The 18397-nt window shown below is 60.0% G+C and carries 20 protein-coding genes and 1 other RNA gene; 16 read left to right on the plus strand and 5 right to left on the minus strand.

Translation table 11 applies throughout. From position 1 onward, the window contains the following. Nucleotides 1–44: 44 nt before the first annotated feature. The gene (locus H9Q10_RS05130; protein WP_197902934.1) at nucleotides 45–521 is read right to left on the minus strand and encodes a hypothetical protein; all 477 of its coding nucleotides are present in this window, start codon (nucleotides 519–521) and stop codon (nucleotides 45–47) included. 45 nt (nucleotides 522–566) lie between these two features. Beyond that, nucleotides 567–1472 (minus strand): LysR family transcriptional regulator, encoded by a 906-nt coding sequence (locus H9Q10_RS05135; RefSeq protein ID WP_197902935.1) that lies wholly within the window; start codon nucleotides 1470–1472, stop codon nucleotides 567–569. Nucleotides 1473–1640: 168 nt separating this feature from the next. Here H9Q10_RS05135 and H9Q10_RS05140 point away from each other — a divergent pair, with 168 nt between their 5' ends. Next, nucleotides 1641–2753 (plus strand): MBL fold metallo-hydrolase, encoded by a 1113-nt coding sequence (locus H9Q10_RS05140; protein ID WP_197902936.1) that lies wholly within the window; start codon nucleotides 1641–1643, stop codon nucleotides 2751–2753. Nucleotides 2754–2887: 134 nt separating this feature from the next. Here the strand turns inward: H9Q10_RS05140 and H9Q10_RS05145 are convergent, their stop codons facing one another. Then, nucleotides 2888–3373, minus strand: coding sequence for a cupin domain-containing protein (locus H9Q10_RS05145; RefSeq protein ID WP_197903000.1), 486 nt, complete (start codon nucleotides 3371–3373; stop codon nucleotides 2888–2890). Nucleotides 3374–3987: 614 nt separating this feature from the next. Here H9Q10_RS05145 and infC point away from each other — a divergent pair. From infC to ssrA, 14 genes are all read left to right on the plus strand, one after another. After that, entirely contained in the window at nucleotides 3988–4509 is a 522-nt protein-coding gene (gene infC, locus H9Q10_RS05150) for a translation initiation factor IF-3 (RefSeq protein WP_082890789.1), read from the plus strand. A gap of 150 nt (nucleotides 4510–4659) precedes the next feature. Beyond that, nucleotides 4660–4857 carry a 50S ribosomal protein L35 gene (rpmI, locus tag H9Q10_RS05155; RefSeq protein ID WP_067594504.1) on the plus strand — a complete coding sequence of 66 codons (198 nt, stop codon included), beginning with the start codon at nucleotides 4660–4662 and terminating at the stop codon, nucleotides 4855–4857. A gap of 13 nt (nucleotides 4858–4870) precedes the next feature. Then, nucleotides 4871–5227: a 50S ribosomal protein L20 gene (rplT, locus tag H9Q10_RS05160; RefSeq protein WP_197902937.1), complete on the plus strand. Its 357-nt coding sequence runs from the start codon at nucleotides 4871–4873 to the stop codon at nucleotides 5225–5227. A gap of 289 nt (nucleotides 5228–5516) precedes the next feature. Further along, nucleotides 5517–6287 (plus strand): SDR family oxidoreductase, encoded by a 771-nt coding sequence (locus tag H9Q10_RS05165; RefSeq protein ID WP_197902938.1) that lies wholly within the window; start codon nucleotides 5517–5519, stop codon nucleotides 6285–6287. Continuing rightward, nucleotides 6284–6772: a Fur family transcriptional regulator gene (locus tag H9Q10_RS05170; protein WP_197902939.1), complete on the plus strand. Its 489-nt coding sequence runs from the start codon at nucleotides 6284–6286 to the stop codon at nucleotides 6770–6772. Before H9Q10_RS05165 ends, H9Q10_RS05170 begins: the two co-directional genes overlap by 4 nt. Further along, nucleotides 6760–7689: a CobW family GTP-binding protein gene (locus tag H9Q10_RS05175; protein WP_197902940.1), complete on the plus strand. Its 930-nt coding sequence runs from the start codon at nucleotides 6760–6762 to the stop codon at nucleotides 7687–7689. Before H9Q10_RS05170 ends, H9Q10_RS05175 begins: the two co-directional genes overlap by 13 nt. A 121-nt stretch (nucleotides 7690–7810) precedes the next feature. After that, nucleotides 7811–8074, plus strand: a complete 264-nt coding sequence (locus H9Q10_RS05180) for a hypothetical protein (RefSeq protein WP_197902941.1) — start codon at nucleotides 7811–7813, stop codon at nucleotides 8072–8074. A gap of 107 nt (nucleotides 8075–8181) precedes the next feature. After that, on the plus strand, nucleotides 8182–8808 hold the full coding sequence (locus H9Q10_RS05185; protein WP_197902942.1) for an HI_0552 family protein: 627 nt from the start codon (nucleotides 8182–8184) through the stop codon (nucleotides 8806–8808). A gap of 242 nt (nucleotides 8809–9050) precedes the next feature. Further along, complete coding sequence (locus H9Q10_RS05190) at nucleotides 9051–9818, plus strand: TSUP family transporter (RefSeq protein ID WP_197902943.1); 768 nt, start codon at nucleotides 9051–9053, stop codon at nucleotides 9816–9818. A gap of 162 nt (nucleotides 9819–9980) precedes the next feature. After that, a complete protein-coding gene (metZ, locus tag H9Q10_RS05195) occupies nucleotides 9981–11165 on the plus strand; it encodes an O-succinylhomoserine sulfhydrylase (RefSeq protein WP_197902944.1) in 1185 nt (394 codons plus the stop codon). Between the two features lie 353 nt (nucleotides 11166–11518). After that, nucleotides 11519–12652: a cell division protein ZapE gene (zapE, locus tag H9Q10_RS05200; protein WP_197902945.1), complete on the plus strand. Its 1134-nt coding sequence runs from the start codon at nucleotides 11519–11521 to the stop codon at nucleotides 12650–12652. A gap of 206 nt (nucleotides 12653–12858) precedes the next feature. Then, nucleotides 12859–13431, plus strand: a complete 573-nt coding sequence (gene pth / locus H9Q10_RS05205) for an aminoacyl-tRNA hydrolase (RefSeq protein ID WP_197902946.1) — start codon at nucleotides 12859–12861, stop codon at nucleotides 13429–13431. Between the two features lie 57 nt (nucleotides 13432–13488). Then, nucleotides 13489–13782 (plus strand): hypothetical protein, encoded by a 294-nt coding sequence (locus H9Q10_RS05210; protein ID WP_197902947.1) that lies wholly within the window; start codon nucleotides 13489–13491, stop codon nucleotides 13780–13782. 85 nt (nucleotides 13783–13867) lie between these two features. Further along, nucleotides 13868–14229, plus strand: a transfer-messenger RNA (tmRNA) gene (gene ssrA, locus H9Q10_RS05215). 105 nt (nucleotides 14230–14334) lie between these two features. On the opposite strand, the gene H9Q10_RS05220 is transcribed toward ssrA, so the two are convergent. After that, nucleotides 14335–14856 (minus strand): type IV secretion protein Rhs, encoded by a 522-nt coding sequence (locus H9Q10_RS05220; RefSeq protein ID WP_197902948.1) that lies wholly within the window; start codon nucleotides 14854–14856, stop codon nucleotides 14335–14337. Between the two features lie 355 nt (nucleotides 14857–15211). Continuing rightward, the gene (locus H9Q10_RS05225) at nucleotides 15212–15661 is read right to left on the minus strand and encodes a tetratricopeptide repeat protein (RefSeq protein WP_197902949.1); all 450 of its coding nucleotides are present in this window, start codon (nucleotides 15659–15661) and stop codon (nucleotides 15212–15214) included. Between the two features lie 185 nt (nucleotides 15662–15846). On the opposite strand from H9Q10_RS05225, the gene ligA reads away from it, so the two are divergent. Beyond that, nucleotides 15847–18231 (plus strand): NAD-dependent DNA ligase LigA, encoded by a 2385-nt coding sequence (ligA, locus tag H9Q10_RS05230; RefSeq protein WP_197902950.1) that lies wholly within the window; start codon nucleotides 15847–15849, stop codon nucleotides 18229–18231. Nucleotides 18232–18397 lie beyond the last annotated feature (166 nt).

Consider the following 18397-nt stretch of genomic DNA (forward strand, 5'->3'; position numbering starts at 1 on the left):
CATTCGGGAGGCTACCTGAAAAATGCGGGGGTTGGATTTATGTTTTATTGTGCTAAGAAAGCGGTCATTTGTTGATGGATGGATTTGATGATTTGTATGGAGCCGGGCTCGCTATCGATGGGGTCTGTGTTGACATCGTCGATTAAATACCAATGTTTGCCGATATAAGCGAAATCTAGGAAGGGGTTGTTGGGGTTTAAAAATTCGCCAATGATGCTGCCGTTGAAATTGCAACAGCGTATATTGCAGCGGCAAATGTCGGCTAGGCTTTTGGCAAAAGAAAAATAGAAGAAATCGGGAGATTGGCTGTTTGGCACGACGGAGAGTATTAGGCTGAGATGCGCTGCCCAGTCGTTATCATCCATAGGGTGATTGTCCCACACGGCGTAGCTCCCTTCGCTGTCTGCCTGTTGCCAGTCGTCCCATGTTTGTAGGCCGTGGATGCCGTATTGATGAAGTGCTTGAGTAATTTGTTGTTGGGAGGGGTAGCGGGAGAGGATAAGGTCGATGTCGATAAACATGGGATTTACGTTTAATGTTTTGGTTATGATGGGGTCGGGTAGTTTTCAGGTAGCCCCTCGCTGCACCGCCCCTTCCAACACGCCGCGCATCCATTGCTGGACCACATCGAAATGCGAGCGCTCGTGCCACAGCAGCAGTTTGTCGTAGCCGGGCGAGGCGAAGGGCAGGGGCAGGGTGGCGAGGCGGTCGCCGTGCTGCACCAGGCGCGAGGGCACCACGGCGAGCAGGTCGCTCTGGCGCAGCAGGTCGGGAATCAGGGCGAAGTTTTGCACGGAAAGGGCAACGCGGCGGCTTTTGCCCAGCTTGGCCAGCTCGCGGTCGGTGGCGCCGGTGAAGCTGCCGCCGTAAAACGAGCCGAGCACGAAGGTTTGGCGGCAAAAGGTGTCGAGCGTCCATTCCTGCTGCAATACGGGATGCCCTTCGCGCAGGGCGCAGATGAAGTTTTCGTGGTAGAGCTTTTTGTAGCGCAGGCGGTCGGGTGCGGCAACGTGGGCGGCGATGGCGGCGTCGAGCTCGCCTTTGGCGAGTTTGTCTTCCATTTCTTCGCGGCGCAGGTTGAAAAAGGCCACGCGGGCGTTTGGCGCGAGGGTTTGCAGCTTGGCGGCAAAGGGGATGCCCACAGAATGGAAGCTGTTGTCGATGGTGCCGATTTTGAACACAGCCTCCAGCTCGGCGGGCACGAATTCGGCCGGCTGCACTAAGGTTTCAATCTCGCCGATGATGCGCGCAAGCGGCTCGGCCAAGGCGGCGGCGCGGTTGGTGGGCATCATGCCTTGCGCGGTGCGCACCAGAATCGGGTCGTCGAAATATTGCCGCAGGCGGGCGAGCATGCCGCTCACGGCGGGCTGGGAGAGCGAGAGGCGGGCGGCAGCACGGGTAACGTTGCGCTCTTCGAGCAGGGCGTGCAGGGCTTTGAGCAGGTTGAGGTCGAGGTTGTTGAGGTGGCTCATGGCTGGAAATTGAAAAAGAAGATAGCAGGTATATTATTTTATAATTTTGTTTATTGGAAAGACAGGGTTATGATGGGCAGAATGCTGCAAAATAGTTTGTGCTTCCGGCACAAACCGTTATACTGCCGCCCCCTTTGAATTTCCCACCCCGCTGGAGAACGGCTGCTTATGTTGAAGCGCTTGATATTGAAATCGCTGACTTATCTGATTATTTTAGCCGTGGTGCTTGCCGCCGGCGGTTTTGCCTTTTATAAATTCCATCCCGTGTTCGGCGGCCAGCCCGACGAAGCGAGCATGGCGAGAATCCGCGCGTCTAAGGCGTTCAACGGCAAAGAGTTTGAAAACCTCGAGCCCACGCCGATGATGACTTCCGACGAATCGCCGTCTATCTTTGCCTGGGCCTGGCAGATGATGAACCCGCCGCCGGGCAAACACCCGGCCAAACCCCTGCCCACCGTGGCCTTGGATAAATCACGGCTCACCGACGGCAGCGTGGCCTGGTTCGGCCATTCCACCATATTATTCCGCACCGGCGGGCAAACCTTCATCACCGACCCCGTGTTCTACAATGCCTCGCCCGTGCCCTTCACCGGCAAACCCTTCGCCATGAGTCACACCCCGACCGTGGGCGAGTTGCCCGAAATCGATGTCGTCCTGATTTCGCACGACCATTACGACCACTTGGACTACCGGGCCATCCGCGAAATCAACGCCAAGGCCAAACGCTTCATCGTCCCCCTCGGCGTGAAGGCGCACCTGCAACGCTGGGGCGTGCCCGACAGCAAAATCACCGAAATGGACTGGGAAGAACAGACCCGCGTCGGCAATATCGACATTACCTACGTCCCCGCCCGCCATTTTAGCGGCCGCACCTTCGAGCGCAACACCACCCTGTGGGGCGGCTACGTGGTCAAATCGCCCGACCTCTCCATCTATTACAGCGCCGACAGCGGCTACGGCAAACACTTTGCCGACATCATCGCCAAACACGGCCCGTTTGATTTCGCCATGATTGAAAACGGCGCATACGACAAAGGCTGGGCACTCATCCACGAAACCCCCGAACAAGCCGCCAGCGCCGTGGCCGATATTGGCGCGCCGCTGGTGATGCCGATCCATTGGGGCAAATTCGATTTGGCCAACCACCCATGGAAAGACCCCATCGAACGCTTCACCCGCGCCGCCGCCGAACGCCGCCTGCGGGTGGCCACCCCGCGCATCGGCCAAGTGTTTCAAATCAGCAACCCGCCGCAGGAAAAATGGTGGGAAGGCTTGGAATAAAGCCAAAGGCTACCTGAAAAATACCGCTTCTATGAAGCCGGAGATTTTCAGGTAGCCTCTTTGCATGACCAATAAACACACACAAAACACGGGCAGCCCAATCAAACCGGCTGCCCGTTTGCCTTAATCGGCGCTTATTGCGCGGCCGGCGCGCTCGGCAGCTGGCCGATGAAGTTGATGAAGCGCATGGGGCGGCGGCCGGTATTTTTCAGCGCATGCGACTGGCCGGGGCGGGCCATGGTGATGTCGCCGGCGGATACCGGGGTTTCCTTGCCGTTGGAATCGGTGAACACGCCGCGGCCTTCCACAATCAGATACACGTCTTCATTATTGGCGTGTTTGTGCAGGCCCACAGAGGCGCCGGGCGGCAGGGTCATCCAGCCGATTTCGCGGATGGCATCTTGCTCGCCGGTTTGGTGGCGGGTGTAGGCGAAGCGGCCGAGCAGCTGGCCTTGGCCGCCGGCGGCTTGGTCACGGTCCCAGCGTTGCAGCTCGGAGAATTTGTATACCTGAACGCTGCGGTCTACCGGGGTTTTGCTCGGCTCGTTGATGTCGCGCGCCCAGGCGCCGGAGCCGGCCAGCAAGGCAACGGCGGCAAGGGATAAGGCTACTTTTTTCATCATGCACTCCTTAAGGGTTGGTTGGAAAGAAAGGGGAACGGCAAATTCGGCGGAATGCTATGCGTTTTGCCGAAACGGGGTCAAGACGACGGCGCGGCGGGCGGGGCATTATCTGGCGCTTATTTGATGTAGGCCAAAACGGTGTGAATATGGAAGCTGCGTTTTCAGGTAGCCCTCATGCGGCAGAAGGCTACCTGAAACGCGGCTTCAATGCAGTGAAAATAAACAGGGCGGGCGTTTGCGCAGGCAAAACGCGGGTTGCGGCAGAGTGGGAAGCGGCAAGCCGGCCCTTACTTAGTTTGGATGCGGTAGCCCGCCGTGGGAGAAAGCCATAACAATCCGACTGTTGGCGGGAAGTGTCGTTTTTGCGCGGCGGGATACAGGTTTTTGGCGTATTGCGGGCGAAACTTGCTATAATCGCGGGCGCATTGCGGCGGCTTGCTTTTTTATTGCTGCCAATTAAATGCATTAAAACACATCAGGCTGCCTTTGAGGCTACCTGAAAATTTCCGGAGCAGCCGGCGCTCCGTCCGATACGCCGGCACAGCGGCGCGCCACCGGCATTATCAGCCCAAGCACGGCGCGCCAACCCAATTAATCCTGATAGGAGATTCATCATCGCACAAGAACGCGAAGCACGCATCAACGGCGAAATCAGCGCCAAAGAAGTGCGTTTAATCAGCGGCACGGGCGAGCAGCTCGGCATCGTAACCGTGAAAGAAGCCCTGGCCATGGCCGAAGAGCAAGACGTGGATTTGGTGGAGATTTCCCCCACCGCCAAGCCCCCCGTCTGCAAACTGATGGACTACGGCAAATACAAATACGAGCAATCGAAAAAGCGCGACGAAGCCAAGAAAAAGCAAAAGCAGGTGCAGATTAAGGAAATCAAATTCCGCCCCGGCACCGACGAAGGCGACTACCAAATCAAAATGCGCAACGTCAACCGCTTCCTCGCCGACGGCGACAAAGTCAAAATCACCCTGCGCTTCCGCGGCCGCGAAATGGCCCACCAGCACTTGGGCGCGCAGCTTCTGGAGCGCGTGAAGGCCGATTTGGCCGAAGTGGCCGCCGTGGAGCAGTTCCCGAAAATGGAAGGCCGCCAGATGGTGATGATGGTTGCGCCGAAGAAAAAGTAACCGTATAATCCGCCGTTTTCCGCTCCGCCGCACGCGGGAAACGGCTTTGATGTTGTGTGCGGCATAAAACCGTGGTGCCGGGTTGCAAGCGCCGCCTGATTTTCAGGTAGCCTCCCGATGCCTAATTCGATAAACCGATGGAGTTTTCCCATGCCTAAAATGAAAACCAAATCCAGTGCGAAGAAACGCTTCAAAGTGCTGGGCAACGGCGGCGTGAAACGCGCTCATGCGTTCAAACGCCACATCCTCACCAAAAAAACCACTAAGAACAAACGCCAGCTGCGCGGCACCTCTATGGTGAACGAGCGCGACGTGGCTTCCGTTCACAGAATGTTGCCCTACGCATAAAGGAGTCTGAAATATGCCACGCGTAAAACGCGGTGTAACCGCACGTGCCCGTCATAAAAAAGTATTAGCCCTGGCCAAAGGCTACCGCGGCCGCCGTAAAAACGTCTACCGCGTTGCCAAGCAGGCGGTGATGAAGGCAGGCCAATATGCCTACCGCGACCGCCGCCAGCGCAAACGCCAGTTCCGCCAGCTGTGGATTGCCCGTATCAATGCCGGCGCTCGCCAAAACGGCTTGTCTTACAGCAAGTTCATGAATGGCCTGAAACGCGCCGCCATCGAGCTGGACCGCAAAGTGTTGGCCGATTTGGCCGTGTTCGACAAAGCTGCTTTCGCGCAGCTGGTTGAAAAAGCCAAAGCCGCTTTGGCCTAAGCCACGCAAGTAAATAAAGCTCAGCCGGGAAGGTTTCCTTTCCCGGCTGAATTGCGTTCGGCGCGGGTGGAAGGTTTTGTCTTCGCAAAAACTTTGTTGCGTTTTATTGGGTGCCATCAGCGCTTCGTTGGTGCAAAACCCGCTTTGCCCGTTTTCAGGTAGCCCTAGCCTGCAAAAGGCTACCTGAAAACGAGATTTGCGCCAGGAAGGCGGGTTTTGGCGAAGCTAAAAAATAGTGCCCGGCGGTGTTATACTATCGCACCTTTCAACCAATCATAACGGGGGCGATATGAGCATTTTGGTAACCGGCGCATCGGCCGGATTCGGGCGGGCAATCTGCCGCAAGCTGATTGGGGCGGGCTACCGCGTGATCGGCGCGGCGCGGCGGGCCGACAAGCTGGCCGAGTTGCGCACGGAATTGGGCGAAAACTTCCTGCCGCTGACGATGGACGTGGGCGATACGGCCTCGGTGGATGCCGCCTTACAAGGGCTACCTGAAAACTTTGCCCAGATCGATTGCCTAGTGAACAATGCCGGCCTGGCGCTGGGCTTGGATCCGGCTTATCAGGCCGATTTTGCCGACTGGCAGACCATGATCCAAACCAATGTCATCGGCCTTTCCTACCTCACCCGCCAAGTGCTGCCCGGCATGGTGGCGCGGGGCAAGGGCTATGTGATCAACCTCGGCTCGGTGGTCGGCACCTACCCCTACCCGGGCGGCAATGTGTACGGCGCCACCAAGGCCTATGTGCGCCAGTTCAGCCTCAATCTGCGCGCCGATTTGGCCGGCACGGGCGTGCGCGTGAGCAACATCGAGCCGGGCTTGTGTGGCGATACGGAGTTTTCCAACGTGCGCTTCAAGGGCGACGACCAACGCGCCGCCGATTTGTATGCCAACGTGGGCTTCATCCGCCCGGAAGACATCGCCGATACCGTGCTGTGGCTGTACCAGCGGCCGGCGCATATGAATGTGAACAGCATCGAAATCATGCCCGCCGCGCAGAGTTTTGCCGCCTTAACGGTAACGCGCCGGCCCGCAGAAGAAAAGGAATCGCCATGAGCGAGCATACCGCACCCAACCACAAAGCCGCCATCATCGAGCGTGCACGCGCCCAGGGCCTGCAGATCACCGCGCTACGCGAGCAGGTGCTGGACATTGTGTTGCAGCAGGAAGGCGTGATCAAAGCCTATACCGTGCTGGCGCAGATGCAGCAGCGCAGCAAGGGTGTGGTGGCGCCGCCCACCGCCTACCGCGCGTTGGATTTTTGGGCGGAGCACGGCGTGCTGCACAAAGTGGCGGCAGTGAACGGCTATGTGCTGTGCAGCCACGCCCGCCACGATTGCGACGAGCACTGCCACAGCCCCGACGAACAAAGCCGCCACCACAGCGCCTTTATCTTGGTGTGCACCGAATGCGGCGCCACCGACGAGCAAACGCTGAGCCGGGAATGGCGCGCATTGCGGGCGGGCGTGGCGGCGCGCGGGTTTAAACTCAAAGAGGAACACGTTGTTTTAACAGGAATATGCAAAGAATGTCAGCAATAAAGAAAGCAAAAGTGCATTTGGTGTCCGGCTTTTTGGGCACCGGCAAAACCACCGCCCTGCGCCACCTGATGGAGCAGAAAAACCCCGATGAAAAATGGGTGATCGTGGTGAACGAGTTTGGCGAAATCGGCATCGACGGCGCCGTGTTGAGCGACAACGGCATCCCCGTGGCCGAGATTGCCGGCGGCTGCCTGTGCTGCGTGGCCGGCGCGCAGATGGGCACCACCATCAACCGCATGGTGAGCGGCAACAAGCCCGACCGCATCATCATCGAAGCCAGCGGCCTGGCGCACGCCGCCAGCGTGATCGACGAGCTGCGTGCCAAGCCCTTCGACCAAATGCTGGATATCGGCGCCGTGTTCACGCTGGTGGACCCGCGCCAGTTTGTGAACCCGGAATACGCCAACCAGCCGCTCTACCGCGATCAGGTGAGCGTGGCCGACGTGCTGGTGGCCAACAAGGTGGATATGTGTTCGCCCGAAGAGCTGGCCGAGTTCCGCCGCCGCGCCGCCAAGCTGTTCCCGCCCAAGGCGGCAGTGGTGGAAACGCAGGATGCCTATTTGGATATCGCGCTGCTGGAAACCCCGGTGGCGGAAAAAAGCCGCTATCGCATCAAGGAGCTGGCCGACAACACCATGGGCTTCCAATCGCAGGGCTATACCTTCCCCGCCGACAGTAGCTTCGACGGCGAAAAGCTTACCAAGTTTTTCAACGATCTGCCCAAGCTGTGCGACGGCCTGGTGCGTGCCAAGGGCGTGTTTAAGGTGCTGGGCAGCTGGGTGTGGCTCAATTGGAGCGAGGGGCAGTGGGGCGCCAACCAGGTGGCGTGGCGGCGCGACAGCCGCTTTGAAGTGATCGCCAAATCGTTCGACAGCGATGTGCTGGAGCAGCGGTTGCAGGCGGCGTTGGAGAAATAAGCGGGAGGCCAGCTGAAAAGCAAAGCGCATTTTTCAGGTAGCCTCAATTCGATAGCAGGCTACCTGAAAATGTGGGCGGCAATGCGGCAGCGAAGAAACGGGTGTTCGTAAGGAGGATGCAATGAAATCCGGGATGCTGATTTCGCAGAGGATACATGAAATACGATTGGCTTTGAGGGCGTTTCCACTGCCATACGTTTTCCTATGCCTGTTTGTGCCGCTCGGCCTTGGCTCGTTTTTGGCCGGCTTGACGGTCGCTGGTTTGGAGCCGACGGGTTTATCTGCTGCTCGAATTCTGTTTGCTGCACGGATTGGTTTTGCTGGCGCTGCCGCTATCGCGGCGGTGGGCACTTTGTTGGAATATGTTCAACGGATTAAATCGTAATTTGTGAATTTCTCTGCTCCGGATGACCGCTGAATCAGTTTGAGGCTACCTGAAAATCCGTTTTTCAGGTAGCCTCTCCCCTTTAGAAACACACTCCGCAAACCATTATGCTCACTCCGCAAAGCTGCGACCTGTTCCAACGCCCGTTTTTCCAGTTCGCGCAAATCCGCCAATACCAGCCCGAAACCGAAGCGCAAACCAAGGCGGAATACAAAGCCGCGTGGCAGATGTGGCGCGCGCTCATTTTTCAGGTAGCCTCCGGGCTGGGCGCGGGTTTTGCCCCGCCGCACATCGAGCGCTGGTGCAACGGCTGGCAGGTGCGCGCGCACTTTTTCGCCTATTTCAAATACGCCGCCCATGCCGACACGGCGGTGATCCTTTCGCTGCTGCTCAACCGCCGCCGGCTCACCGCCAGCCTAGAATGGCACGAATACCGCGCGGCAAAATCTACCCTGCCGCTGGCCTGCTACCAGCAGGCGCTGGCCGGTTTCCCGCGCCATGAGTTTGCCGACTTCCAAATCTGGCACGGCCGCGACAGCGAATATGCCGACTACCCCGCCGTATCTTCCGCGCCCGCCGCCACGTTTGCCCTGCAAGACGCCGCCGATTTCCTCTGCCTCGGCCGCCATTTGGAGCGCGATGAATTGGAGCAGGCCGACAGTGCGGCCTGGATGGCGGAGAGCATCCGCCGCCTGCTGCCGGTGTATGAGGCGTGTCACAATGTGCGGCTTTAAGCGGAACACGGCGGGCCGCCGCGCGTTGGTTTTGCGCCCTGCGCTGCTGTTGCAGGCTACCTGAAAACGTATCGGCAACAGAGCGGGTGCTGCCGGGCTGCCGTTTGGTTTTGCCCGTTCCGCCATCATTTTCAGGTAGCCTGTTCATACCCTTCTGCGGGAGGGTGGCAAACCGCAGGCTTGCCCAACAAGCGGCTTGTTGCAAGCGGCTGTTTCAAACAACAAAACATCGGAGAAACCAAGTGGACATCCCCTTTCTGCTTTTGCTGGCCGCCGGCTTCCTGGCCGGCCTGATGGACGCGGCGGTGGGCGGCGGCGGGCTGCTGCAACTGCCCGCGCTGTTCGGCGTGCTGCCGGCCGCCACGCCCGTGCCCACCGTGTTGGGCACCAACAAGCTGGGTTCTTTCGCCGGCACGCTCACTGCCGCCGCGCATTTTGCCCGCCGCATCCCGCTGCCGTGGAAGATGCTGCTGCCGGCCGGCGCGCTGGCGTTTGCCGCTTCGTTTACCGGGGCGAAACTGGTGGCCTATGTGCCGATGCAGTATATGAAGCCGGCCATGCTGGCCATCATGATTGCCATGTTTGCCTACACCTTTTTCCGCAAAGATTTGGGGCAAACGGCGCGCACCACCGCGCTCTCGCGGCGCGAAACGGCGCTGGGCATGGCCTTCGGCGCGGCCATCGGCTTCTACGACGGCATTTTCGGCCCGGGCACGGGCAGCCTGCTGGCCTTCGTGTTTGTGCGCTTCTTCGCCTACGATTTCCTCACCGCCACCGCCTGCGCCAAAGTGATTAATTTAATGACCAATCTGGCGGCGCTGAGCTTTTTCGTGCCCAACCAGCATGTGCTGTGGCAGTGGGCGCTGCCCCTGGCGGCAGCCAACCTGGCGGGCGGCTTTTGCGGCGCCAAGCTGGCCGTGCTGGGCGGCAGCCGCTGGTTGCGCTATGGCTTTATGGCGCTGCTGTGCCTTTTGATCGGCAATTTTGCCCGCCAGCTGTGGCTGGGCTGAGGTCGGGTTTTCGGCGGCGGGCAAAAAGAGTATGCTTGCGGCTGAAGATTGCTTTGTTCCCTTGATATTGGTTTTTCAGGTAGCCCCAGGGCCTGCCCATAAGCCCTAAAGGCTACCTGAAAAATATTTATCCTTGCCCTTCATTTAATTGGAAAAGACATCATGCCCCACTCCAAACCCCTCCACCCGCAAACCCTCGCCATCCGCGGCGCCAAAGAGCAAACCAACTACAACGAACACAACCAAGCCCTGTTCCTCACCAGCAGCTTCATGTTCGACACCGCCGCCGACGGCGCCGCCCTGTTTGCCCACCAGAAACCCGGCTTCACCTACTCGCGCACCGCCAATCCTACCGTGGCCGCCTTTGCCAAACGCATCGCCCTGCTGGAAAAAGGCGAAGCCGGCATCGCCACCGCCACCGGCATGGCCGCCATCCAGGCCGCCCTGCTCACCTTCCTCAGCGCCGGCGACCACCTCATCACCAGCCGCAGCCTGTTCGGCACCACCATGGGCTTCATCACCAACCACCTCACCCGCTTCGGCATCGAAGTTTCCCTCGTGCCGCAGAGCGACACCGCCGCCTGGCGCGCCGCCGTGAAGCCCAACACCAAAATGCTGTTTGTGGAAACCCCGTCCAACCCGCTCAACGAGCTGGCCGACATCGCCGAGCTGGCCAACATCGCCCACGGCTGCGGCGCCCTCCTGGCGGTGGACAACTGCTTCTGCTCGCCCGCGCTGCAACAGCCGCTCGAATTCGGCGCCGATTTATCCGTGCAATCCGCCACCAAAGCCATCGACGGCCACGGCCGCGTGCTCGGCGGCGTGGTGTGCGGCCAGGCCGATTTGATTGAGCAAGTGGCCGTGTATGCCAACTCCGCCGGCCTGCTGCTCTCACCCTTCAACGCCTGGGTGCTGCTCTCCGGCTGCGAAACCCTGCCGCTGCGCATGGAAAAACAAAGCGCCCAGGCGCTGGAAATCGCCCAATGGCTGCAATTGCAGCCGCAGGTGGCCAAAGTGTATTACAGCGGCCTGCCCGACCACCCGCAAGCCGCGCTTTCCGCCAAACAGCAATCCTCCGGCGGCATCGTGGTGGCCTTCGAGCTCAAAGGCGGGCAGCACGCCGCCTGGCAGGTGATCGACCACGTGAAAGTGTTCTCCAAAACCGCCAACCTCGGTGATGTGCGCTCCACCATCACCCACCCCTGGACCACCACCCACTGCCGCATGGAGCCCAAAGCCAAGCTCGAAGCCGGCATCCGCGAAGGCCTCATCCGCCTCTCCATCGGCTTGGAAGACAGCGCCGATTTGATTGCCGACTTGCAGCAGGCGCTGGAACGCATCCAATAAGCCCGCCGCCATGCCCAAGGCTACCTAAAAATGCCGAAACATTTTTCAGGTAGCCTTTCTATTGCCCGCCATATCGGGCAGAATAGCGCCGTTTAAATTGAGACAAATTATTTTTAGCGCCGCAGAAACCCGCCAGCCTGTTTGAACTCCGCAGAAACGCGCTCTGCGCGTTTTAACTTCGTAGAAACTCGCCCTGCTCGTTTTAACTTCGTAGAAACTCGCTTTGCTCGTTTTCAGGTAGCCTGCTATCCCGTAAAGGCTACCTGAAAAACGAAGCCTCGGCGCCGCAAGGCCAAGCGTCTGCCAAGCCAAAAAGCAAACCCATCCCGCCCATCCAACCGAAAACACACATCATGACCGCCTTTACCCCGCCCCCCTTTGCCGGCCACAGCCCGCTGAGCTGGTATCAGGCCGCCGCCGAGCAGCCCGGCTTTATCCGCGATGCCGCCCAAGAAACCGCCATCCGCCGCCTCGACCGGCTCTGGCACGAGCTCGCCGTCCACCGATCGCAGCGCGGCAGCCTGCTCGGCAAACTCTTCGGCAAAAAAGCCACCCCGCCCAAAGGCCTCTATTTTTATGGCGGAGTAGGGCGTGGCAAAAGCTTCCTCATGGATGCCTTCCACGGCTGCCTGCCGCCCGGCAGCGCCCGCCGCGTCCACTTCCACGCCTTCATGGCAGAAGCCCACCGCCGCATGCGCGAACACAAAAACCAAGCCAACCCCCTGCAAGCCGTCGCCCGCGACATTGCCCGCGAAGCCCAAGTGCTCTGCTTCGACGAATTCCACGTGAGCGACATCGCCGACGCCATGATCCTCGGCCGCCTGCTCGAAGGCCTGCTTGCCGAAGGCATCATCCTCGTGGCTACCTCCAACTACGAGCCCGCCGCCCTCTACCCCCAAGGCCAAAACCGCAGCAGCTTCCTGCCCACCATCGCCCTGCTCGAGAGCAGCCTCGACATCCTCAACGTAGACGGCGGCCAAGACTACCGCCAACGCAGCCTCACCCCCGCCGACATCTTCTTTATCCCCGACGATGCCGAAAGCGAAGAGCAGCTCGCCGCCCTGTTCGAGCGGCACACCGGCCAAACCCCCCGCTCCGGCATCCTGCCCCTGCTCGGCCGCGAAATCCCCACCCAAGGCCAGGCAGGCGGCACCTTGTGGTTCCACTTCGACGCCCTGTGCCGCGGCCCCCGCTCCCAAGCCGACTACCTCGCCCTGGCCGAACAAAACCGCATGATCATCGTATCGCACATCCCGCGGCTGAATGAAACCGAGCGCGCCGAAGCCCGCCGCCTCACCTGGCTCATCGATGTGCTCTACGACTACCGCGTCAAACTCAGCGCCAGCCTCGCCGCCCCGCCCGAACAACTCTACCCCCACGGCGACTTCGCCCACGAATTCGTGCGCAGCGCCAGCCGCCTCACCGAAATGCAGTCCGAAGCCTACCTCGCCCTGCCGCACCTCACGCTGGATAAAGAGGCTACCTGAAAAACCAGACACAGCAGCAAACTGCGAAGTTAAAACCGAACTTTCGATTTTTTAGGCAGCCTGCCGCCATCCCCTCCGTGGGGAGGGTTAGGAGGAGAGCGGCAAACCGCAGGTTTGCTTGTATCGCCAGATCGCCCAAATTATTTTCAGGTAGCCTTCTGCCTCATCCCAAGGCTACCTGAAAACCCCAAACCAAAGGAAAGCCCATGCCCATCAAACTCATTGTCGGCCTCGGCAACCCCGGCCCCGAATACGACGACACCCGCCACAACGCCGGCTTCTGGCTGCTCGACGAGCTCGCCCGCCAATGGCAGGCCAACTGGCAAGACGACAAAAAATTCTTCGGCCACAGCGCCCGCAGCATGCAGCCTGAAGGCGAAATCCGCCTGCTCAAACCACAAACCTATATGAACCGCTCCGGCCAATCCGTGCAGGCGCTCGCCGCCTTCTACAAAATCAAACCGCAGGAAATCCTCGTCATCCACGACGAACTCGACCTCGCCCCCGGCCGCATCAAATTCAAGCTCGGCGGCGGCAACGGCGGCCATAACGGCCTCAAAGACATCCAAGCCCGCCTCGGCACGCCCGATTTCTACCGCCTGCGCCTCGGCATCGGCCACCCCGGCGAGCGCAGCGAAGTCATCAACTACGTGCTGAAAAAACCCCGCAGCGAAGACCGCGAGCTCATCGAGCAAGCCATCGCCAAATCCATCAGCACCCTGCCCACCATCTTCGCCGGCGACATCGCCGCCGCCCAGCGCGTGCTGCACGGCAAATAGCGGGCGGTTCGGGTAGATACTGGCAGATAAAGGCTACCTGAAAAACAGGGGATGAGCATGAGCAAAGATTTTCGTGTTTTAAAAGCATCGTTGGCCGCAATGATTACCGCGCTGGCAACAGGCGTGGGCTTGGGTGTAACAACGCTGCTGTTGGTGGTTTTAGGGCTGCTCACAGATGTATTTGAAATGTATCGTGATGATGCCAATGAGGCGTTTTGGACGGGGATGGCATTATCGATGGCGGGGGCATTGATAGCAGCGGCCGTGGTGTTTATCACTGTTTATTCTGCTTATTCTGCCGACGACGAAAAGCAGGAAGGCAAGCGGCGTGTTCGCATCCACCGGAGGTGATGAGGAGTGAGGGATTTTCAGGTAGCCTTTTGCCGCACCGATTGTCCAAAAGCCCCTCTCGGCGTATAATCCGCCTTCCTTATCTGGGGGCGACCTTGGTTTCGACGGGGGTTGCAAAGCAGATGCGGGCATACCGGGGTCTCAGATTTCCCGTAAAACACTGAATTCAAATAGTCGCAAACGACGAAACTTTTGCATTGGCCGCTTAAGGCCTGCCGTTGCAGCAGTTGGTCAATGGGCTGTGTGGCGCAAGCCACGGCAACGTCATTTCACATTGACTGGTTTTCCGCCGGGTTACTTGGCGGGAAATAAGATTTAAGGTAACTGGCTTCCAAACAGCCTGTCTGTCGGCGGAATGGGGGCAAGATCCAAGTTGGCACGACTAAGTATGTAGAACGCGCTGTAGAGGACTTTCGGACGGGGGTTCAATTCCCCCCGCCTCCACCAGTTGGCAAAAATACCCTGCTTATGCAGGGTATTTTATTGCCCGCCGTTTTTGCGGGGCCTGGGCTACCTGAAAAGAGGAAAGGCAGGCTGGCGGCTGCGATGCGTTTAAAACCACTTCGGCCGCAGGGCGCGGCTAGCGGGGTTCTGGAAGAAGGGCTGGAGCAGGCGCTGCAGGTGGGGCTGGAGCGGGGATAGGGCGGGTTCGCGGCAGAGGGTGGCGCGGTAGTAGAGGGCGAAGATTTCGGCCTGCTGTTCCATGTTGAGGCAGCCGATGTGGGGCACGGTGGCGAGATCGGGCAGGCGGTAGGCGCGTTGTTTCAGGTAGCCGCCGCGCAGGGCGGTGAAGAGGCCGGCGAGCCACACGGGGAAGCCGTGCTGGTGTTGCCAGACATGGGTGAGCTCGTGTATCAGCCAGGCGCGCTCGGGCTGGGGGCGGGCGGCGAAGTCGGGGCAAAACTTGCTGGCGGGGAAGTGGATGTGCCCGAAGGGGGCGACGGCCACGCCGAGGGGCGGCAGCCACCAGGTGCCGAAGTGCAGGCGGATGCGCGCGTAATCCAGCCCGCTGCCGAACACGCTGCGGGCGAGTTGGGTTTCGGCGGGGGTGAGCGGGCGGGAATGGCGGATCATGGTTGGGAATAGGGTAGGGCGGATGGCGGGGCTACCTGAAAATAGTTGGGCGCTTGGTTGCGGGGCAACTCGGCTTTCTGCGGAAGCTTTGTTTGTGTTTTGTTGGGGCCTGTTTGCGTTTTATAGCGGATTTTGTGACTTTCGATACCAGGCGAGCCAACGCCGTAGCGAAAGTTAATTTGCTATCGCTTCGCTGATGCTGGCGCTTTCAGGTAGCCTGTGGCGGAGGAAAGGCTACCTGAAAAATAGGGTTGATGGGCAACGGAATAGGCAACAGCGTGCCGCCTTTCCGTTCATCTCCCGAAGGGGCGCGGGGTTCGGCCGTATGCGGTTGCCGTGGTGGGCGGCAGGGGGGCTAATACTTGCGGCTGTGGTTTTCGATGCCATCGCACACGGTGGCGAGGAAGTCGAGGTATTTCGGGTCTTCGTCGGCCCACAAATCGTCTTCGCCCAGGGCGTAGGCGCGGATGAGTTCGTCGGCGGCACGCTCAAAGTTGCTGAGCTCGAATTGGGTTTGGCCGAGCCGCAGGTGCAGGAAGGGGTTGCCGATGGCATCGGGGCAGTGCATGGCGTGGCTGAGGGCTTGGCGGGCGGCTTCGTGGTGGCCGCGCAGGAATTCGGTGTCGCCGATGGCGGCGAGTATCCAGATGGCGGCTTCCCATTCGGTTTGCGGCTCGGGCAGCAAATCCCAAGCTTGCTGGTAGTGTTCCAGCGCTTCGGCGTGGCGCGCTTCGTCGGCCAGCGCGTCACCCTGTTCGCACAGGGTGGTGATTTGCTCGTATATACGGTCGTCCAGTTCGGCCATGGTGGATTCCTTTGCTTTGGGATGGGGATGCCCGCATTATACAGGCTACCTGAAAAATACTTGGGCGGTTTTTAGCTTCGCAGAAACTCAGCCTTGGCTGCGCCAAGACATCGTTTTCAGGTAGCCCCTTCTCTTTGGCCGCGTGATAATATGCGCCGTTTCTTTATTCACACCACTCCGCCGCCATGACCGCCCAACAACGCATCCGCGCCCTCACCGCCCAGCTCAACCAATACGCCCGCGAATACTACACGCTGGACAACCCCACCGTGCCCGACAGCGAATACGACCGCCTGTTCCGCGAACTCGAAGCACTGGAAGCCGAATATCCGCAGTTCCGCCTGCCTGAAAGCCCCACGCAGCGGGTGGGCGGCGCGGTGCTGGACGGCTTCGAGACCGTCGTCCATGCCGTGCCGATGTTGTCGCTGAACAACGCGTTTTCGCCGCGCGACGACGAAACGGGCGCGTTTGACCATGCCGAATTTTTGGCGTTCGACGAGCGCGTGTGTAAGGAACTGGGCGTGGCGCAGGCCGAATACGCCGTCGAGCCGAAGTTTGACGGGCTGGCCGTCAGCCTGTTGTATCGCAACGGGATTTTGGTGCAGGCAGCCACGCGCGGCGACGGCACCACGGGCGAAAACGTGACCGAAAACATCAAAACCGTACGCAACATCCCGCTGAAACTGCACGGCGACACGCTGCCTGAAACCATAGAAGTGCGCGGCGAAGTGCTGATGCTGAAAGCCGATTTTGCCGCGCTGAACGAACGCCAGCTCGCGGCGGGGCAGAAGCCTTTCGCCAACCCGCGCAACGCCGCCGCCGGCAGCCTGCGCCAGCTCGATTCCAAAATCACCGCGCAGCGCAAACTGCATTTTTTCGCCTACGGCATCGCGCAACTGGCGGGCATCCCAAGGCTACCTGAAAGCCATATCGAAGAACTCGCACTGCTGGGCGAACTCGGCTTTTCGCTGCCCGAAGGCTATTTCGGCGCATACACCGGCGCGGCGGCCGTATTGCGCGAATACGAGCGGCTGGCCGAACACCGCCCGCGCCTGCCATATGAGATTGACGGCATGGTGGTCAAGGTCAATTCCTTGGCCGAACAGCAGCGGCTCGGCTTCGTGTCGCGCGCGCCGCGCTGGGCCATCGCGCACAAATTCCCCGCCGAAGAAGCCCTCACCACGGTGGAAGCGATTGACGTGCAGGTCGGCCGCACCGGCGCGGTTACCCCCGTGGCGCGGCTCGCGCCCGTGTTCGTGGGCGGCGTTACCGTTACCAACGCCACGCTGCACAATCAGGACGAAGTGGCGCGCAAAGACGTGCGCGTGGGCGACACCGTGGTGGTGCGCCGCGCGGGCGACGTGATTCCCGAAGTGGTGCGCGTGGTGTTGGAACGCCGCCCGATGGTTGAAAGGCAGCCTGCACCCGATTTGTTTTTGCTTCGCAGAAACTCGCAAAGCTCGTTTTCAGGTAGCCTCAAAGAGCCGCTGCACGAGCCGTTCAGGCTGCCTGAAACCTGCCCCGTGTGCGGCAGCGCGGTGGAGCGCGAACCCGGCGAAGCCGTTGCCCGCTGCACCGGCGGAATGCTCTGCCAAGCCCAGCGCGCCCAAGGGCTGATTCACTTCGCCAGCCGCAAAGCCATGGACATCGTAGGGCTGGGCGACCGGCAAATCGAAGCCCTGGTCGCGCAAGACATATTGCACAGCTTTGCCGATATTTATCAACTGGATATCGCCAAGCTGCAAACCATCAAAGACGGCAAATCCGCCGCCACCAAATGGGCGCAGAACATCCTAGACAGCATCGCCCAAAGCCGCACCCCGCCGCTCGCCCGCTTCCTGTTCGCGCTCGGCATCCGCCACATCGGCGAAAGCACCGCCAAACAACTGGCATCCGCGTTCGGCAACCTCGACACCGTGCGCCGCGCCCCCCAGCCCATACTCGCCTGCCTGCCCGACATCGGCAGCGTCGTCGCCCATGCCGCCGCCCACTATTTCAGGCAGCCTGCACAGCAGAAAATGCTGGACGACTTGTTGCAGTACGTTGCCCCGCAGGCCGCCGCCCCGTCGCCGCAAGCCCGAGAATACGCCGCGCCCGAGCAATGGCTGCAACGCCTGCCCAATATCAAACTCAGCGAAAAACGCGCCGCCGAACTCTGGCAGCTCGCCGGCAGCCTGCACGCCCTAACCGCCGACAACGCCCTGCCGCAGGAATGGCAGCAATGGCGCAGCCAGCCTGAACACGCCCAACTGTTGCAGGAAATCATTCAATTTATTGAAGGGCTACCTGAAAATGCGGACGACGTTTCAGGCAGCCTGCACCACGAAAACAGCGCCATCGCAGGCAAAACCTTTGTGCTGACAGGGACATTGCCCACGCTGAAACGCGACCAGGCCGCCGCGATGATAGAAGCCGCCGGCGGCAAAGTGAGCGGCAGCGTGTCCAAGAAAACCGACTTCGTGGTGGCGGGCGAAGCCGCAGGCAGCAAATTGGAAAAGGCGCAGAGTTTGGGCGTGGCGGTGTTGAGTGAGGAGGAGTTGCTGGGGATGTTGGGGAGTGAGGCCAGCTGAAGCTTGATTCTTCCTGCTATCGGAAAAGGGCGGTGCGTGAACGGCAAAAGCGGCAAATATTGAAGATGGTTTTATAAGGAATTATTTGTTTCCCAGCAGGCCAATGAAAGGCTACCTGAAAATTTCAGGTAGCCTTTATCTGCATCAAAAGCCGTTCCACATCCGG

Origin of the sequence: Eikenella glucosivorans (assembly GCF_016025525.2) — a bacterium.
Lineage (GTDB): Bacteria > Pseudomonadota > Gammaproteobacteria > Burkholderiales > Neisseriaceae > Eikenella > Eikenella glucosivorans.